This window comes from Paenibacillus sp. TY11, assembly GCF_059772165.1.
The window spans coordinates 22,261-39,194 of record NZ_JCBAIQ010000034.1; the positions used below are offsets into that span (position 1 = coordinate 22,261).

The 16,934-nt window shown below is 45.6% G+C and carries 17 protein-coding genes and 1 pseudogene; all 18 read right to left on the reverse strand.

The annotated features are described in order from the left end of the window. Positions 1-22 precede the first annotated feature (22 nt). A complete protein-coding gene (locus tag AC6EJC_RS25045; protein WP_444956263.1) occupies positions 23-160 on the reverse strand; it encodes a YqzL family protein in 138 nt (45 codons plus the stop codon). A gap of 518 nt (positions 161-678) precedes the next feature. Further along, positions 679-1,581 (reverse strand): GTPase Era, encoded by a 903-nt coding sequence (gene era / locus AC6EJC_RS25050; RefSeq protein WP_103049617.1) that lies wholly within the window; start codon positions 1,579-1,581, stop codon positions 679-681. A gap of 50 nt (positions 1,582-1,631) precedes the next feature. Beyond that, positions 1,632-2,006, reverse strand: coding sequence for a diacylglycerol kinase family protein (locus tag AC6EJC_RS25055; protein WP_444956264.1), 375 nt, complete (start codon positions 2,004-2,006; stop codon positions 1,632-1,634). Continuing rightward, positions 2,006-2,503: an rRNA maturation RNase YbeY gene (gene ybeY / locus AC6EJC_RS25060; RefSeq protein WP_444956265.1), complete on the reverse strand. Its 498-nt coding sequence runs from the start codon at positions 2,501-2,503 to the stop codon at positions 2,006-2,008. The genes AC6EJC_RS25055 and ybeY overlap by 1 nt, the downstream gene beginning before the upstream one ends. A gap of 55 nt (positions 2,504-2,558) precedes the next feature. After that, positions 2,559-4,805: an HD family phosphohydrolase gene (locus AC6EJC_RS25065; RefSeq protein ID WP_444956266.1), complete on the reverse strand. Its 2,247-nt coding sequence runs from the start codon at positions 4,803-4,805 to the stop codon at positions 2,559-2,561. A 95-nt stretch (positions 4,806-4,900) separates the two neighbouring features. After that, entirely contained in the window at positions 4,901-5,872 is a 972-nt protein-coding gene (locus AC6EJC_RS25070) for a PhoH family protein (RefSeq protein WP_444956267.1), read from the reverse strand. 6 nt (positions 5,873-5,878) lie between these two features. Then, the gene (yqfD, locus tag AC6EJC_RS25075) at positions 5,879-7,072 is read right to left on the reverse strand and encodes a sporulation protein YqfD (protein WP_444956268.1); all 1,194 of its coding nucleotides are present in this window, start codon (positions 7,070-7,072) and stop codon (positions 5,879-5,881) included. Continuing rightward, complete coding sequence (yqfC, locus tag AC6EJC_RS25080) at positions 7,069-7,362, reverse strand: sporulation protein YqfC (RefSeq protein WP_029517796.1); 294 nt, start codon at positions 7,360-7,362, stop codon at positions 7,069-7,071. The genes yqfD and yqfC overlap by 4 nt, the downstream gene beginning before the upstream one ends. 378 nt (positions 7,363-7,740) lie before the next feature. After that, positions 7,741-8,224 (reverse strand): annotated as a pseudogene (locus AC6EJC_RS25085) (amino acid permease); the annotation flags it as partial. 422 nt (positions 8,225-8,646) lie between these two features. Further along, positions 8,647-9,225: a YqfB family membrane protein gene (locus AC6EJC_RS25090; protein WP_444956269.1), complete on the reverse strand. Its 579-nt coding sequence runs from the start codon at positions 9,223-9,225 to the stop codon at positions 8,647-8,649. Positions 9,226-9,269: 44 nt separating this feature from the next. Beyond that, positions 9,270-10,271 carry a flotillin-like protein FloA gene (gene floA, locus AC6EJC_RS25095; protein WP_029517799.1) on the reverse strand — a complete coding sequence of 334 codons (1,002 nt, stop codon included), beginning with the start codon at positions 10,269-10,271 and terminating at the stop codon, positions 9,270-9,272. Positions 10,272-10,314: 43 nt separating this feature from the next. Continuing rightward, on the reverse strand, positions 10,315-11,682 hold the full coding sequence (locus AC6EJC_RS25100; RefSeq protein ID WP_444956270.1) for an NfeD family protein: 1,368 nt from the start codon (positions 11,680-11,682) through the stop codon (positions 10,315-10,317). A gap of 280 nt (positions 11,683-11,962) precedes the next feature. Beyond that, positions 11,963-12,406, reverse strand: coding sequence for a GatB/YqeY domain-containing protein (locus AC6EJC_RS25105; RefSeq protein WP_444956271.1), 444 nt, complete (start codon positions 12,404-12,406; stop codon positions 11,963-11,965). A 16-nt stretch (positions 12,407-12,422) separates the two neighbouring features. Then, on the reverse strand, positions 12,423-12,596 hold the full coding sequence (gene rpsU, locus AC6EJC_RS25110; protein ID WP_005547957.1) for a 30S ribosomal protein S21: 174 nt from the start codon (positions 12,594-12,596) through the stop codon (positions 12,423-12,425). Between the two features lie 171 nt (positions 12,597-12,767). Beyond that, positions 12,768-13,127, reverse strand: a complete 360-nt coding sequence (locus tag AC6EJC_RS25115; RefSeq protein WP_250239578.1) for a histidine triad nucleotide-binding protein — start codon at positions 13,125-13,127, stop codon at positions 12,768-12,770. A gap of 162 nt (positions 13,128-13,289) precedes the next feature. Then, positions 13,290-14,633 (reverse strand): aminotransferase-like domain-containing protein, encoded by a 1,344-nt coding sequence (locus AC6EJC_RS25120; RefSeq protein ID WP_444956272.1) that lies wholly within the window; start codon positions 14,631-14,633, stop codon positions 13,290-13,292. A gap of 328 nt (positions 14,634-14,961) precedes the next feature. Next, positions 14,962-15,366 carry a hypothetical protein gene (locus AC6EJC_RS25125; RefSeq protein ID WP_444956273.1) on the reverse strand — a complete coding sequence of 135 codons (405 nt, stop codon included), beginning with the start codon at positions 15,364-15,366 and terminating at the stop codon, positions 14,962-14,964. 261 nt (positions 15,367-15,627) lie between these two features. Continuing rightward, positions 15,628-16,934: SbcC/MukB-like Walker B domain-containing protein (locus AC6EJC_RS25130; RefSeq protein ID WP_444956274.1), on the reverse strand; the 1,307-nt coding region annotated here is incomplete at its 5' end.

A 16,934-nucleotide genomic window follows, 5' to 3' on the forward strand; every position in this document is an offset into this window, starting at 1 on the left:
GCGAAGAAGCCAGTGGCTCGCGCTATTCACGGGCTTCTTCATGCTCGTCCGACTCTCCTTCATCCGTGTCTTGATCCCTTGTCACGGCGCTCTCCCTGTATAACAGATACGCACCGACATCTCCTGTCATCGTAAAATACTTCCACGAAAAATCTCGCAATCGTATTCATCCTTTCTTCGGAAATGACGTTTGCATCTCAAAAATTAGGATGATGCGAAGAGGGGGAAAGTATGCGATGAAATAAATGGATTGCGTTAAAAAAGGCTGCTGTATGTAGATTGGAATGCCGCTTCGCAAATGATTTGATCTTACGATCGCTGTTACCCCCGAATTTATTTGAGTGTACAAACATACAAAGGGTTAAATTCGGGGGTAAAGGCGAACGCTATCGCTTCTTCAGATTCAAATCCTTCGCTCCGCTGCAACGTGCATACAGCTAACCTTTTTAAAAAATGCTCCTTATTTCATCGCTGGAAGAAAAGAGTAAAAAGAGCAAGAGTTAAGCGCCGCAAATGCGCGGCGCTTTGAATGACCAGAAGACTGTTACTTATCTCAGTCATAGAGATCGGGACGGCTTTTTTATAATACTTACAACAACTATACATATTTATTTAATATCAATTTTTTTAGCCTCAATAAACCCTTGAACTAAAGTGACGTAGAATCGAGTTCTGTTTTTAAGCGTCGCGGTGGAAGCCAAGGTCACGAAGGACGCGTTCCTGGTTGCGCCAGTCTTTTTTGACCTTAACCCACAGTTCCAAGAAAATCTTGGAGCCTAGCAGGTTTTGGATATCCTGGCGGGCCTGTTTGCCCACTTCTTTGAGCATGGCTCCCTGTTTGCCGATAATGATCCCCTTCTGGGAGTCACGCTCTACAAAAATAACAGCCATAATATGCACTACACCATTATCCTGCACTTTCATGTCTTCAATCATAACCGCAATAGAATGGGGTACTTCCTCACGTGTCATATGCAGAATTTTTTCCCGTACCAGCTCGGCAATAACAAACTGCTCCGGATGGTCAGTAATTTGGTCATCAGGGTAATATTGCGGACCTTCTGGCAAGTATTTTTTCACCTGATCCAACAGAGTGTTTACATTGTTGCCCATTTTGGCCGAGATCGGCACGATTTCCGCAAAGTCGTACAACTTACGATACTGCTCAATCAGGGGCAACAACGCTTCCGGCTCAATGCGATCAATTTTATTCAACACCAAAATAACTGGCGTTTTTACTTGTTTAAGCTGTTCCGCAATAAAGCGGTCGCCTCCGCCTAGACCTTCAGCAGCGTCAATAAGAAAAAGTACCGCTTCTACTTCACCCAACGTATTAAACGCAGTCTGATTCATATAATCGCCCAATTTTGACTGGCGCTTGTGAATCCCCGGTGTATCCAAAAATACAATTTGTGTGTCCTCTGTAGTAAATACGCCGTGAATTTTGTTGCGTGTAGTTTGAGGCTTGTCTGACATAATGGCAATCTTCTGCCCAATGACATGGTTCATCAGTGTTGATTTTCCGACATTGGGTCTGCCAACAATTGCGACAAAGCCTGATTTAAAGTGTTTCTTAGCCATTTCATTTCCTCCAGCGCTATTAAGCACCTATTTTTATTTTGGTTTTTTCATTAAAACAGCTGACTAATTAACGTCAACAAAGGCCTATAAAACACAAATATACCAATAATTACAGCAAAAACCGCTGCCAGGAGCACGGCTCCGGCGGCGGTGTCTTTAGCCGCTTTGGCCAGCGGATGAATAGCAGGTGAGATGAGATCCACCGCTGCTTCAACAGCGGTGTTGATCAGTTCGGCTACAATGACTATAGCGATTGCCACGCAGACGAATAACCAGTCGAGCCGGGAGATGCGCAGAGTTAAGCCTGCTACAATGACAAGGAGCGCCACGACCACATGTATCCGCATATTTACTTGCGTACGCAGAGCGTATATTACGCCTTCTGCAGCATAGCGAAAGGTCATTCTCCAAGGCTGACGTCTCATTACCTTGTCAACCCCGCTTGAGCCAGTACAGCTTCCTGTTTGCCCATCATTTCAGCTTCACTCACATGATCCTGATGATCATAGCCTAACAGATGCAGAAAGCCGTGAACAAACAAAAAACCGATTTCACGCTCAATCGAATGTCCGTATTCTTCGCTCTGAGCTTGCGCTGTCTGTACAGAGATTATAATATCCCCCAGAACATCCGGTACATCATTCAATGAATTTTCTTCATTCGGTTCGTAAATAATTTCAAGCTCTTCATCCAGTGTCTCCTTCATAGCAAAAGACAACACATCGGTGGGACGATCAATTCCCCGATAGTCCCTGTTCAACTCATGAATTTGCTCATCATTAACGAAGGTAAGAGCTACCTCACCGTCTGTGACTCCTTCCACTCTGCCTGCCTCCTCTAATAAGGTGTTCAGCAGCGTAATTAAAGATTCGTTAATTTCCATATCGTTTTGTTCATTATTCCAAGCTAATTGAAGGCCCATGCCAACCGCTCCTTTTAATTCTAGTGCTCTACCCGTGCTTCATGCACAAGTTATATTAAGCTTTTCCGTTTTCAGACTTGGGCCTTTCCTCTGGATACTCAATACGGGAATGGAAAATCCCCATTACTGTTTCCTTGAGGGTTTGAGCCACGATATCAAGCTCCCGCATGGTCAGCTCGCAGTCGTTAAATTGGTGATCATCAAGACGGCTCTTAATAATTTTCTCAATCATGGATTCTACCTGTTCCACCGTCGGCTTCCGTAAGGAACGAACTGCTGCCTCCACACTATCAGCAATTCCCACCACAGCAGACTCTTTAGACTGAGCCTTCGGTCCCGGATAACGGAAATCATCCTCCGTGAAGTCAGGCTCCACCCCCCGCTCTTCAGCCTCACGCAACGCCTTGTGATAAAAATAGTGTAAGAATGTCGTTCCGTGGTGCTGCTCGGCAATATCGCGAATTGGCTTGGGTAGCTTGTAATCCAATTGCATTTCCACGCCGTCACGAGCATGGGCGATAATGATGGATTTGCTAAGCTTGGGCTCTATTGAATCATGTGGATTTTCCAACCCATTTTGATTTTCAATGAAGTACGAAGGCCTCTTGGTTTTACCAATATCATGATAATACGAACCAACCCGGCACAACAAGCCGTTTGCTCCTATAGCCTCCGCTGCGGCCTCTGACAGATTACCCACCATTACACTATGATGATACGTTCCCGGTGTCTCTGTAAGTAGCTTGCGGAGCAATGGATGATTGGGATTCGACAGCTCAACAAGCTTCAGTGCCGACAAGATACCAAAGGTAGACTCAAAAAATGGCATTAGCCCAATAACAAGTATTGCTGTTATCAGACCGCCTGCAAAAGCAAAAGCTACCCCATAGAGCGTCGTCGTTTGAGTCCAATTCCCTTGGTCAATCAGTGCCAGAGAAAAAACAGACAGGGCACCGAACAGGCATACCATGATCGCCCCTTTGAACAGTGTTGAACGCTGGCTGGCTCGATGGGTAGAGAAAATCGCTGCCAGACAGACCACAATAGCAAAAAATCCAAAATTAAAGTCAAAAATTTGTCCCTGACGGACATTCAAAATAACACTTGCCAATATACTGAATATAACGGCACATACGAAAGCCAACGACATATCAAGCAACAGCGTTACGAGCATAGCTCCAAGCGCGATAGGCGCTAGATAGCCGAGATAGGAACGTTCACTGGTCTGCAGTATGGAAATTAACAGCATAGCTCCCACTGTAATCACAAAGATTAATACCAGCATGAGCAACTGTGCATTATTATACTTGAAGTTTCGTGTTCGTGATTGGAATTGACGAATATACATAAACAAGCCCAATGCTAGTATCATAGACAACATCAGCAGACCAAATTGTGGCCAATAGTTGATTTTATCCTTAAGCAATTCATTTTCATCAAGCAGTGTATAGATTTCCTGGGTAATAATCTCACCCTTCTTGACGAGTACTTCACCCTGTTTAATGTAAACTGTCGGTGTATCTTCACGAGCCTGTACCTTGGCGTCCTTCGTAGCTGTATCATCATAAAACTTGTTGGCGGTAATCACAAGCCTTGCAAGTTCCTGAACAACCTCCCGTGAAGTACGCTTGGTAAGCGAGCTTGTACTAACCCGCTCAGCTACTTTCGCTCGGGCTGTCTGGGCATCCGTAATTTGATCATTCATCAACCCTGTCACAATCTCACGGGCTACAGGCCGCATTTCGGCAATATCCTCAGATGTAAGCCGCGGAATTTTAATAAATGTCTCCTCTGGAATGCGGTACGTTTGCTCTTTCGTTTTTTCCAGCACCTCATCCAGCAACTTATCTGGGTAGGCATCCGCATTACGGCTGTTGTTCACAAAATTTTGCACAAATTCCCGTGCCCGTTGAGGGATCTCATCCTTATAAATTGAAATTTTGTCCGCTCTGGAGACCTGGTCATCCTGATTGAGCCGTTCAATTCGATCCAAAATACCAGTAATCAGGTTATCGTTGCGAACGGGCACAATGGTATACATGGGCTGCACACGTTCAGCTGATTCCTCTTGAGCCTTCAAAGTCGCTTTACTGTTAGGAAGCTGCATCGGGGCGACAATTTCCTTTTCACTCGGTTGATTTACCCGAATATCATAACGCTCAGGAAGCAGCTTGGACGCAAAGCCTACATAAAAAAGAACCACCAAAAATAAAAACAGAAGATAGCGTGTCGCCACGCTATACTTCCATCCATTCATTCTATGCTGGAACGTTTTCCCTTTAGATAATTCCTTCGAGGTCATCTAAAACAATCCCTCTCCATCATCTTTTTCAAGGCAGCTACACTGCTCATTTTATACTTTTTCTGATCGTACACACCATACTCGTGATTGAATGCCTATCCTTGATTTTCGGCAACACGGTCATAAGCAACAATGATTTTTTGAACCAGGGAATGACGGACAACATCCTCTTCTGCAAACTGGACAAAGCCTATTTCCTCAATCCCTTGTAAAATCGCATTCGCTTCAATCAGACCAGATTTTTTGCCACGAGGCAAATCAATTTGCGTGACATCGCCGGTAATAACCATTTTGGAGCCGAAGCCAAGTCGAGTCAAAAACATTTTCATTTGCTCGGGTGTGGTGTTTTGCGCTTCGTCCAAAATAATAAATGAATCATCCAGCGTACGTCCCCGCATATAAGCCAAAGGTGCAATTTCTATTAACCCACGCTCCAGTGCCTTTGCAGTCTGCTCTGGGCCCATCACATCGTATAGGGCATCATACAATGGGCGTAAATACGGATCAACCTTTTCCTGTAAATCCCCTGGTAAAAAACCTAAATTTTCACCTGCTTCCACCGCAGGACGAGTCAGTACAATGCGCTTGACTGAACCTTCCTTCAGGGCAGCTACGGCCAGCACTACAGCCAGATAGGTTTTACCAGTACCCGCCGGGCCAATTCCAAATACAATATCGCGTTTCTTAATCGTAGTTACGTAGTGCTTTTGTCCAATCGTTTTGACGCGAATCGGTTTGCCCCGGAACGTCGTCGTAATTTCTCCCTTGAACAAATCGAGCAACTGATCAGCGCGCAAATCTTTTGCCAGCTCAATCGCATAATGGACGTCCCTTTCGGTCAGTATATACCCATTACGAATTAACTGGAGCAATACGTCGAACAATTGTTCGAGCACTTCCACCTCGTGAGCATTACCAAAAACATTAACTTCTGCCTCACGAGATGCTATTTTTGCGGGAACAGCGTCTTCGATTAATTTTAAAAAGGAATCCTGCGGGCCGAATAACGCCTGTCCTTCTCCCGCATTGTTCAATGCAATTTGTATGCTGCGTTGTTGTTCTGCCAAATAGCCTCATTCTCCTTGGTTATGAACTAACGGAAGTTCTTCCGCAATATCCTGCTCCACTTCAAAAAGCACTTTCATATAAACTTTACCATTCTCTCTCTTCTCATGCAAAATTTTTTGGCTCATTATTTTCGTTCCTTTGCCGTATTTGGCTAAAATATCAGCTCGCGCGCCTTCTATTCCTGACATTTTTGCTTCTGCTTCCGTAAGCTTCTGCTCTTGTATCTTTGTCTCCCTCACACTTTCGGTCATCCAACCCATCGGAAGTTTGTAGGAACGCCATGTTAGCGGATCATGCTCAACTGTCGTTTTATGTGCAGGATAAGGTATTTTACCATATCCCCATAATTGTACTGCATGGTTGCCGAGCACCAGATACAAGCGGTCGTGGCTGTTGCCTGTATACGTGCTGCTGTGTCGCACCATGGGACTGCTAATTTCGTATTCATGCCACACAAGACCTTTAACCTCTCCCTTGGCTACGACCTGTTGCTGATTCTCCTCATCTCCAAGCGTTCCCGAGATGAGAATGGCTCCTTTTTTGACACGCGTATTTTTATGCACGACAGGACGACCCTGCTCGGCGAAAATTTCAGTGACTACCGCGTCTGCCTTACTGATGAGATGACGGGGGCTGTAGAGCGGCGCGGGGGTAGGCTGTGAAGCTTCAACGACCTGAATCGTAACCAAAGTACCCTGCTTTTCCACACCGATCCAGGATGCCTCTGGAAGCTTCTGCATGAGCGCGCGGGAAAGCTTGTCTTGGCTGGAAAGACGAAAGCTCCATTGAAACGGATACAGACCCTCCTGTCGGGCAGCTTTGAGAACGGATTCCGTCGAGAGCTTATCATTCCCCTTCACTTCAATATCCCAGATAAGCGAAGACATCAGCAGGAGACCTATCCAGAACAAGGCCAGTCCAGCCAGAAAAAATTTACGTTTGGCGAGTCGTACAGCAGTGAAGGGAAGCCCTTGCCGTTTCAGAATATGCATTTTGCAGCCTGTCCTTCTCAAAAGCGGGCGCAGCAGGAAGACATGCGGCAGCAGAAGGTTCATTTCTGCATGTCTAGTACCCATCGGCCGCACGTTCCAAACAGGTATATGGTGATCGGTGAGTAAATTAATGAAAGCTTCCACACTTTCGCCCTTGACAGCCAGGGTAACCGTGCCACGCAGCTTTGCTAAAGCGGGATGTTTCACGAGCCTTCCTCCGTTCCTTCCATTTGGATATCCGTAATATGTCCCTCCACACTTACCTGCTCTGGCAGAATAGACGTAATGACTAGATCATGGCCTGACACTCTCAGCCTGCCTTGCGCAAGTGCAAGTACTAGCTGATCCGGCGTGAAATCCACCACGCCCCGGTGATTCTCCACATAAAGCTGGCGGCTGCCGATGAGGGTTAACCGCGGCAGGTCAAATAGAATGTCCTGCGGAAGCTCCAGCGTCTCGCTGGCCCACTTTCGCAGTTTGCGGCTCATCCGGCTCATACGGCGAAATCTCCTTTCCTGTTATCAAAACAACTGTTATCCAGCGGCTAATAATTGTTTTGATGACAGCTACGCTGCTATTTTTTCATGTTCTGTTATTGCCCTTCGGTACCATAAGTTTTCATGGCAGCTCCGCTGCTGGTTTTTCATCTTATGTTCTTATTATCAGTGGACGCCATTACACCAGCGCCACAGATATCTGTACTGTACATTTTATGATCCAGTCATCGCATTTATGAGGCTAAACTTACAATTCGTAGCAACTACTATATTGCGGAGGAAAAAGACGAGTACTTTCAAAATTTACACCAAAAAGACAACCTCGTTTTCATGTCAAAAACAAGGTTGTCTTTTTTTGATTTTTATCATATGACCTGGTTATTTTTCGGAATCTCGATTCAATAGAGAGTTTTTTCTGGAGTATAAAAAGTAAACAGCCAAACCAATGACAAGCCAAATGATAAAGCGAATAAATGTCTGACCATTCAGATTAAGAATTAGCACACCACACGAAACGATAGCCAGGATCGGAATATATGGAACCCCTGGACATCGGAAGGCCCTTGGCAAATCAGGTTGTGTTATTACTCATAATTATGACAGCGACCGAAATCAGAATAAATGCTGATAAAGTTCCGATGTTCACCAAACTTGCTAACTCATCCAGCGGGATCAGCCCACCCATTAATGCAGATAAAGTACCAAAAAACAACGTATTAATGTAGGGCGTTTTATATTTGGAATGAACCTTGGATAATACTTTGGGTACTAAGCCGTCACGTGACATGGCAAACATAATACGGGTTTGACCATAGAGCATAACTAGCATGACCGTTGTCATTCCTAAGATGGCTCCTATATCTCAAAATAAAGCAAGAACGTGATACCCATCAAAATTAAAAAAGCTGGAAGATTAAAATAAGTAGATTGGTCCTTTAAAGTCCCTGGTGCGGCAGTGAATTCAAGCGGAATATTGGAGTATATTTCATAAGTATCTATCATTGAAGAACATTATATATAAAAAAGATATATAAAAAAGAAAAAATGAAAACTGCTTTCGGAAAGCTTCATTCATATTGTTACATTTGATCAATTTTCACGAATATATTTTCACAAATGAGATCCTAAATTAGACAAAATGCCACCATTTTAGATTGACAGCAAATGTGAGAAACCTATGGCGGACAAGAGATTATCACATTCGTTGTCAGGTAATTAGTGCTTTTGTCGTCATAGCAAAAAAAGATCCGCCACAGCCAAAGCCGTGACGGATCCACTATCATTTTAACGTTTTCCTCCACCCATGTAACGCTTGGAACGCGGAGGACCTAATATTTCTGCCCAAATCACACCTCTGCGCAGATCAGCCGCATCCACTGTATTACGTTCTTGCGAAGCAATCTCTGGAGCATCTGTTATCTCTCCAGACTCCCTCGCATTGGATATACGGTCGAGACGGGCTAAAACCAATCTGCGCTCTTCTTCCATAGCCCGGATCCGATCCTCTAGAGTCGAACCGTTATCTAATGAATCCCGGTCCATCCGTCCTTCCGTTTCCGAACGATCGCCCACTTCTTCTATACGGCGAGCTTCTATAACCGCCCGTCGTTCATTAGGAAATTGACGTTGCAACTCACCAGCAACATCCTGCTGGCGTTGCTCTTGCCCATGTTCCGTTGTGAAGGGTCTGGATGACGTCGAGGGCCCGCGAGAACCATGATCACCCCCAAAGGTAGGCATACCTTTTCGCGGCGGTGATTTCCGCCCTGTACCTTGGATGCTTTTCCCCAAAAAGGACACCAAAGCAAAGCCAATCACGATCAGGATATACAAATGTTCAAAGATCCAGCTGATAAAGTTCATTACTCACCACCTAGCTGCCGTAATTCATCGGCTATGTCCCGTTATTAATCCCGGTTCTTGTTGTCATTCCCGGAGTTCTCATTCGGTTTGCCTAAGGAGCCACGCATTTGCGTATCTGCCTCAATATTTTTCAAATTCATATAGTCCATGACGCCAAGTTTCCCGCCACGCAGCGCTTCAGCCATTGCCAGCGGCACTTCGGATTCGGATTCCACCACGCGTGCTCTCATTTCTACAACACGTGCCTTCATTTCCTGCTCCTGCGCTACAGCCATCGCACGCCGCTCTTCTGCTTTTGCCTGGGCAATACGTTTGTCAGCTTCCGCCTGTTCCGTTTGCAGGAAGGCACCGATATTTTTACCTACATCGACGTCAGCAATATCAATGGAGAGGATTTCAAATGCTGTCCCGGCATCCAAACCTTTGGACAATACTGTTCTCGAAATTGAATCCGGATTTTCCAGCACGTCCTTATGCGAGTTACTGGAACCGACGGTTGTAACAATACCTTCACCAACCCGCGCAATAATCGTTTCTTCTCCGGCACCCCCAACAAGTCGATCAATGTTGGCACGCACCGTAACACGAGCTTTAACCTTTACTTCGATACCATCCTTGGCGACCGCAGCCACAATAGGTGTCTCAATAACACGCGGATTAACGCTCATTTGGACCGCTTGCAGAACATCCCGTCCTGCAAGGTCAATCGCAGCCGCACGTTCAAATTCAAGCGGAATGTTAGCCCGTTGCGCAGCAATCAACGCATTGATCACTCGGTCTACATTCCCCCCTGCGAGAAAATGGCTTTCCAGCTGGTTGATGTTCAAGCCCAGGCCAGCCTTGGTTGCCTTAATGAGGGGATTAACAATTCGGCTTGGCGTGACGCGCCGTAACCGCATAGCTACCAGCGTAATGATGCCAATACGCACACCCGAAGCCAATGCTGAAATCCACAGCATCACCGGGAAGAAACTGAAAAATACGCTCAATACAATAATCACTACAACGGCAATCAGCAAAACGCTGACAATACCCGATTCGAACACTCGCATCATCCTCCATTAATCTAATTCTTTGTTGTTTACTTGTTTAGACGCTAGTGTCTGCCTTGACCACAATTCGCCCACCTTCTACTTTGGATACTATAATCGGCATATCTGTAGCAATAAACTCGCCGTTCGTTACAACATCGACTCGCTCATCAGCGATCAGCACTGTTCCGGCTGGACGAAGTGGTGTCAAACTGACACCCCTCTGACCTAGCAGCGTTTCCCGATTCACAACCGAAGAAAAACCTTGGTCAGCCGTTAAACTTTCTTTTAGTATAAAACGGTTCCATATCCCTCGGTCTTTGAATGCAACCGCGATGATCGCCACCACGGCAACTGCAGCTGCAAAGGCAATGCCCAAAGATATAAACGCATGCTGCATGTTGTATGCCGCGCGAACAACTCCAGCGACAAGACTGACGGAACCCAAAATGCCCAGAATACCAAAGCTTGGGATGAACATTTCAAGTATAAGCAGAGCCAGACCGATAATAAACAACAGCCATGTCTCTGAACCTGCAAAACCAGCGATATAATTACCGAAAAAATACAAACCAAATCCGAGTATGCCCAACATTCCCGGTACACCAAAGCCGGGTACGAGCAGCTCAATAACGACACCCGCGATACCGATAAATAAAAGCAACGTCTGTACGATCGGATTGGTCAATATCTCGGCTGCTTTTTCAGCCCATGTCCGCTCCACATGAATTACATCATCCGTGCTGTAGCCCATCCACTGGATCACTTCTTGTTCTGAAGACGCGATGTGATCTGCATAACCCAACTTCAGCGCTTCCTCACTGGTTAAAGAAATGATCTGACCATTTTCCTTATTAAAGTTCATCTCCGGAATTGATACGGTCGTTTTGGAGTCAACCATACCTCTGGCAATATCGGGATTACGTCCGCCAGCTTCTGCGGCAGATGCCATGCTACTCTTCCACCAAGCTATCGTTTTCGGATCTGTGATAGCCTGCCCCCTGCCGTCTACTAACGCTGCTGCTCCGATAATACTCCCCGGTTTCATAACAATCTTGTTTGCGCTCAACGCAATATAACTACCCGCTGAGGCCGCTTCGCCCCTTATATAGGCTACGGTCGGAATTGGACTGTCTTTAATCAGTTTACCCAGCTTCTCCGCTGTATCTACCCGTCCACCGGGAGTGTTAATATCCAGTAAAATCAGGCCTGCTTTGAAATCTGCTGCTTCTGCAAATCCACGTTCCATAAACTTACCTAGGCCCTGTTCAATTTCCTGATCGACTGGTATAACAAACACAGCTCCATCTTTAGTTTGGGCCGCAGCTGATCCGGAATGAACTAATGGCAACAGTAAAACTGATATCATAATCCACAACGTTAAAAAGATCAATTTGCGGCTGGAGTGGTGATGTTCTCTATACATTTCTCTCCCCCCTTTCGATCTTTCTTGCTTACAGCATACCAAACTTTGTTAGACAAACTATACAGTTTTCAGGATTTAATGTGAAATTATTGGGTATATTGCTAATCCTGACGGCTGTCAGATACTTTACGCCCCCAACGGACATCACGTTTCACACAATTAACGATAGCGCTTACATATAAGAATCTTCTCATCATTACATTCTATGGTAGGCATCGCATATATAGAAATAACACCCTCTGTAAACAGAGGGTGTTGTGTTTTCCTGTTTGTCGCAGGTTTATTGCAGAAATTGCTGAACCGCCTGGTTCACGAGCTTACCGTCAGCGCGGCCTTTTACCTTAGGCATCAAGGCCGTCATTACTTTCCCCATCTCGGCTTTCGAAGAAGCACCGGTTTCCTGGATGGTCTGCTGTACAATAACTTTAATTTCTTCTTCAGAAAGTTGTTCAGGAAGGTACTGAGCGATGATCTCTATTTCTGCTTTAGTGCTTGCCGCAAGTTCATCACGACTGGCTTTTTCAAATTCATGGAGGGCATCTTTTCGCTGTTTGATCTCACGACTCAGAATATCAAGCACTTCGTTGTCGTCCAAATCCCGTTTCAAATCTATTTCAAGATTTTTAATCGTAGAACGAACCATTCGAATGGTGGAGAGTTTGAACTTGTCCTTACTCTTCATTGCTTGCTTCATATCTTCGTTCAATCGTTCGCTCAAATTCATGGTTGCTCAGATCCTCCTAGAACTTTCTCTTACGAGCAGCCTCGGACTTTTTCTTGCGCTTTACGCTTGGCTTTTCATAATGCTTGCGTTTCTTCACCTCAGCCAATACGCCATCCTTAGCAATGGAACGTTTAAAGCGACGAAGTGCAGCATCAATTGTCTCGTTTTTGCGAACTTTAGTTTCAGACACCAGTTTTCCCTCCCTCCAACCAGACCGTCCAAGAGCAATAACACGGTTCATCAAATTTTATTATAGGTGAAACGGAAACCAGGTGTCAACCTATAAGAAAAAATGAATGCATAAAGGAACCTTTTTTCCCCGTTCACTTCCGTATTACTGAAAAGACAAGCTCTGGCATTTTTAAGAATGCGAGTTCGAAATACCTGTCAAGGCACCCAGTTTGGCGCCACCCAGTAAGTGATAATGCAGATGCCCCACCGCTTGTCCACTATCCGGGCCGCAGTTGTTAATCAACCGATAACCAGACTCAGCGATTCCTAACTTTTTCGCAACCTCAACCGCAACACGATGAATCTCCGCGATAAGAGGAAGATCCTCCTCCGTCACAGCATTCATCGAAGGAATATATTTTTTTGGAATAATGAGCACGTGTACTGGCGCCGCAGGCTGGATGTCATGAAATGCGAGCACATTGTCGGTTTCCAACACCTTTTTGCTGGGGATGGTTCCATCCACAATTTTCAAAAACAGATCGTCCATTCAAAACCCTCCTTTGGCAGTGAGCCGATCATAAGCAATTAAACATAAACAGCCCTTGCTCTCGGCATTCAAAGTTATGTATTTCCCACACCGAATAGAAACATATACAGTCATGATTGTTTATACCTGTGTTTCTATATGTATCATAACGGAAAAAGGGGCTTAATACCAGTTTCCCTTACTAACTTCCTCTATAATAGCTTTCACCCCTTCATCAATCTGATCCGGTTGTGCGCGAGAAATACTTATGCGCAAAAATTTTTCTTGTTCCCTATAGCCTGATAAATAAAAACTTTTGCCAGCTACAACCTGGATGTTCCTCGCGGTAAGACATTTTACCAAACGCTCCATATTTACCGTGCGAGGCAGCTTAAACTGCATATAAACTCCTGAGGTTACAGCTGAAGTTTGAATGTATCCAGCCTGATTGTATCGTTCTACTGCCTCGTTAAGAATACGGACACGCTCCGAATACAGTTTGCATATCGTGTGCTTGTGACGTTCATACATTCCATTTTTAATATAAATATCAAGCGCCGCCTGAGACAAAATAGATGTGTCGACATACCTTTTATAGGCATTAAACGTCTTTAATAGGACTTCTGGCAGTACCGCAACCCCTAATCGCAAGCCGGGGAAAATGATTTTCGAGAAGCTTTTCAAATAAATAATATGGTCCGTCTGGTCGTATGCATAAATGGGATCAAAAAGATGATCGGCCCCCAAATCAGCCATGTAGTCATCTTCTACGATGTACACATCATATTTGGCAGCTAAGGTTGCTATCACTTTTCGCTCCTCCGTGTTGTATGAGGTTCCTAATGGATTATGGTATCTTGACATGGTATAAAAAAACTTAATGCTCTCGTTCTTAAATTGATTCTCCAATTCGTGAAAATCCATACCTTCCGCTGTCCGGGCGATGGTACTGACGGGTATGTTCTCTTCTTCTAAAAAACGCAAATAAATATCGTAGCTTGGCTGCTCGACCAAAACCTTTTCTTTGCCATTTGGAAACGGCATTTTAGCGAGTATCTCTAATGCCTGTTGAACACCCGAAGTAACGATAATCCGATCCATTTTCGCAAACACCTGAGTACCAGCCAAATGGGAAACCAACGTATGACGCAATGTATCCAGTCCTTGCGAATCCCCATAAGTGAACAGATGATATTTGTAGGTATCAATAGCCTGATTCAAACAATGCTGAAAATCCAGATATGGAAATACATTTAAATCCGGGGATGCTGAAGCAAAATCAAGGGAGTCTTGAATATGACTATGGTGCAAATCGCTGGAATTCTCCACTACATAGTATCCACTTTGCGGTATGGAATAGATGGCGTGTTTCTTTTCAAGTTCAGCATATGCCCTCAGAATCGTGCTTTTGCTGCACCTGTATAATTCAGAAGCCTCACGGACCGACGGCAGCTTGTAACCTGATTTATATTGTCCCTCGCGAATTTTAAGTTCTATATCCAATAAAATTGAAACGTATTTTTTCACAATATCCCCCCACCTGCTCTTTACATACTCATACATGCTCATTTCATTACATGCTTATTCCGTCTTATGTTTCTTTACACGCTAGATGTTACCATGGTTTATGGATAAACAGGATACCTTATTTCATTGAACTGTACTGATACAGTTTCAATTATTGGATCATATTTGGGATGTTTTACGTGAAAAAGAGGCTGTTTCTTCATAATGGAAGAAACAGCCTTGCATGGTGATGATGTATGGATGCGCCTTAAAGTCACTTGTACTGTACAAGAACTGTAGGCGGGAGAGAGCAGAGAATTCACTATATCTGGCGACTAAGGAATTAGGATTAGTAATAAGGCAGCAAGCTAATCGCTGTCAACGCTGCAAGTGGCAGAATCAAACGATTAAAGCGACGGCGTCCGTATGGGAATCCATATGCATAAGCGGGTACTGGATACGGGTACGGGTACGGATACGGAGGATAAGACGCATAGCCACCATAAGCACGGGAGCCGCAGCCACAATTGTTAGGTGGATATGGGAGATTAACATTGACATTCTTCATCTCGTCTCCACCCATAGGAACGGCTAAGTATATTTTTTCATCATCCACATGCTCTACAATTCCGTCATACATTGTTCCGTCCTTCACCCATACGCATACATAACGATGCATATGCTTTTGACATAGTGTTTTAGCATCCGTCTGTTCCGGTGTTGCAACTTTTTCGGTTGTCATGCTTTTTTCCATGTTTGTTTCCTCCTAGGCTCTTGCATGTATACCGTATATTATTCAAAAACGGGCTATGTGCTACATCAAATTGGGCGAATTTCGGCTTGCAAAAAAAAGAAGCACCCCGGGAGCTCTTGATAGAGCCCCTCTGAACGGACGTATGACGGGAAGATTTCTTCCACAGCATACGTCCGCCGGGGTGCTGTATGATTAACTTGTCGGCTTGGCTGTATTATAACAATAGTTTGAAACTGTATCTGTGATTTGTGTCACATTGTTTCAAAATGTTTCCATAACCACACGGGAGCCGCCTCCTGCCTGCTCTGCGGGAAGAACAACCAGCTTGCGCGGAAGACGGGCCCGCAGTTCGGGCACATGGCTAATCACACCAACAGACAATTGATCGTGATGCAGCTTTTCCAGCGAGGTGATCACCGTGTCAAGCAGCTCAGGGTCCAACGTTCCAAAGCCTTCATCCAGAAAGAAAAATTGCAGAGGGTATTGGCCCCGCAATTGAATTTGAGCCGACAGCGCAAGCGCAAGCGACAAGGAGGTCAGGAACGTTTCGCCGCCGGACAAAGTCGATACCGGACGCTTGACCCCACCGTTGGCATCGTCACTAATGACAAAACCACCACTGGAATCTACCTCTAGCGCGTAACGCTGCTTGGTCAAAAAACGCAAGCGGCGTGAAGCCGCTTGACTGACCTGCATGAGCTGCTCCTCAGCAATATATTCAACAAAGGCATTGCCCCGAAAAACAGACTGGAGCTTGGACATCTTTTCTGCCTCGCTACGCAAATGTATACGATTGGACTCCAGCTCCATCCAGCGGACGTGCCGACGCTGCAAATCCTCTAAATCACGCTCAGCCTTGGCGTGATTCTGAAGCGCCTCTTCGTCGCGTGCACGGCAATCGCGTAGCTGCGCAGTAGTCGTTTCCCACTGTTCCTCTGTCACCGTTGCTCCATTCAGCTGCTCTTCGACATGTTTTAAGCGGGAAGACAGCTCTTTCTCTCGTTCTCGGTGCAAACTCACTTCACGCTCATAGCGTGCGGTTTCTTCCGGTCCCAAACAGCATTCCATGACCTCTGCTTCCGTAGCAAAAGAGGATGCTTCCAAACGACTGCCCCAACGGGACTCTGCCATCTGCCGTCTTTCTTCTGCCGAATCGGAGACCTGCCGGGCAATCAGTGAAGCATGAACGGCTTGCTGCTTGCGTTCTTCCGCTTCGGTACGGCGGCGTGCCGCGGCTTCGGCTCCGTTTTTCAGCCCCAACAGACGTGAGGTCGCTTCTTCCAGCAATGAAGCCGCTTGGTCTTCTCCAACCCACTTCCGGAGCTGTACTAGCTTTTCACGCAGCGAATCATCTTTGCTTTGGAGCCCTGTACGACGGGCAATAATGATTTTGTCTTCCTCGATGATGCTCTGCTGTATCTGCTGAACACGCGCCGCCTTTTCTTCGAGGAAGGTCACGCTCGTCTCCAGCCGGGACCGCAGCTCTTCCGCGCGCCCGTCGCGCTCCTGCATGGCGCGATAACGCTCCGCGGCTTCGCCCGGGGCGACATCCGGCAGCTGCGCCGCCC

Excerpts from the sequence above, each read along its gene's own strand:
- era (WP_103049617.1), bottom strand. The coding sequence starts at position 1,581 with ATGGCTAAGAAACACTTTAAATCAGGCTTTGTCGCAATTGTTGGCAGA.
- AC6EJC_RS25055 (WP_444956264.1), bottom strand. The coding sequence starts at position 2,006 with ATGAGACGTCAGCCTTGGAGAATGACCTTTCGCTATGCTGCAGAAGGC.
- ybeY (WP_444956265.1), bottom strand. The coding sequence starts at position 2,503 with ATGGGCCTTCAATTAGCTTGGAATAATGAACAAAACGATATGGAAATT.
- AC6EJC_RS25065 (WP_444956266.1), bottom strand. The coding sequence starts at position 4,805 with ATGACCTCGAAGGAATTATCTAAAGGGAAAACGTTCCAGCATAGAATG.
- yqfC (WP_029517796.1), bottom strand. The coding sequence starts at position 7,362 with ATGAGCCGGATGAGCCGCAAACTGCGAAAGTGGGCCAGCGAGACGCTG.
- AC6EJC_RS25090 (WP_444956269.1), bottom strand. The coding sequence starts at position 9,225 with ATGAACTTTATCAGCTGGATCTTTGAACATTTGTATATCCTGATCGTG.
- AC6EJC_RS25100 (WP_444956270.1), bottom strand. The coding sequence starts at position 11,682 with ATGTATAGAGAACATCACCACTCCAGCCGCAAATTGATCTTTTTAACG.
- AC6EJC_RS25105 (WP_444956271.1), bottom strand. The coding sequence starts at position 12,406 with ATGAATTTGAGCGAACGATTGAACGAAGATATGAAGCAAGCAATGAAG.
- AC6EJC_RS25115 (WP_250239578.1), bottom strand. The coding sequence starts at position 13,127 with ATGGACGATCTGTTTTTGAAAATTGTGGATGGAACCATCCCCAGCAAA.
- AC6EJC_RS25125 (WP_444956273.1), bottom strand. The coding sequence starts at position 15,366 with ATGGAAAAAAGCATGACAACCGAAAAAGTTGCAACACCGGAACAGACG.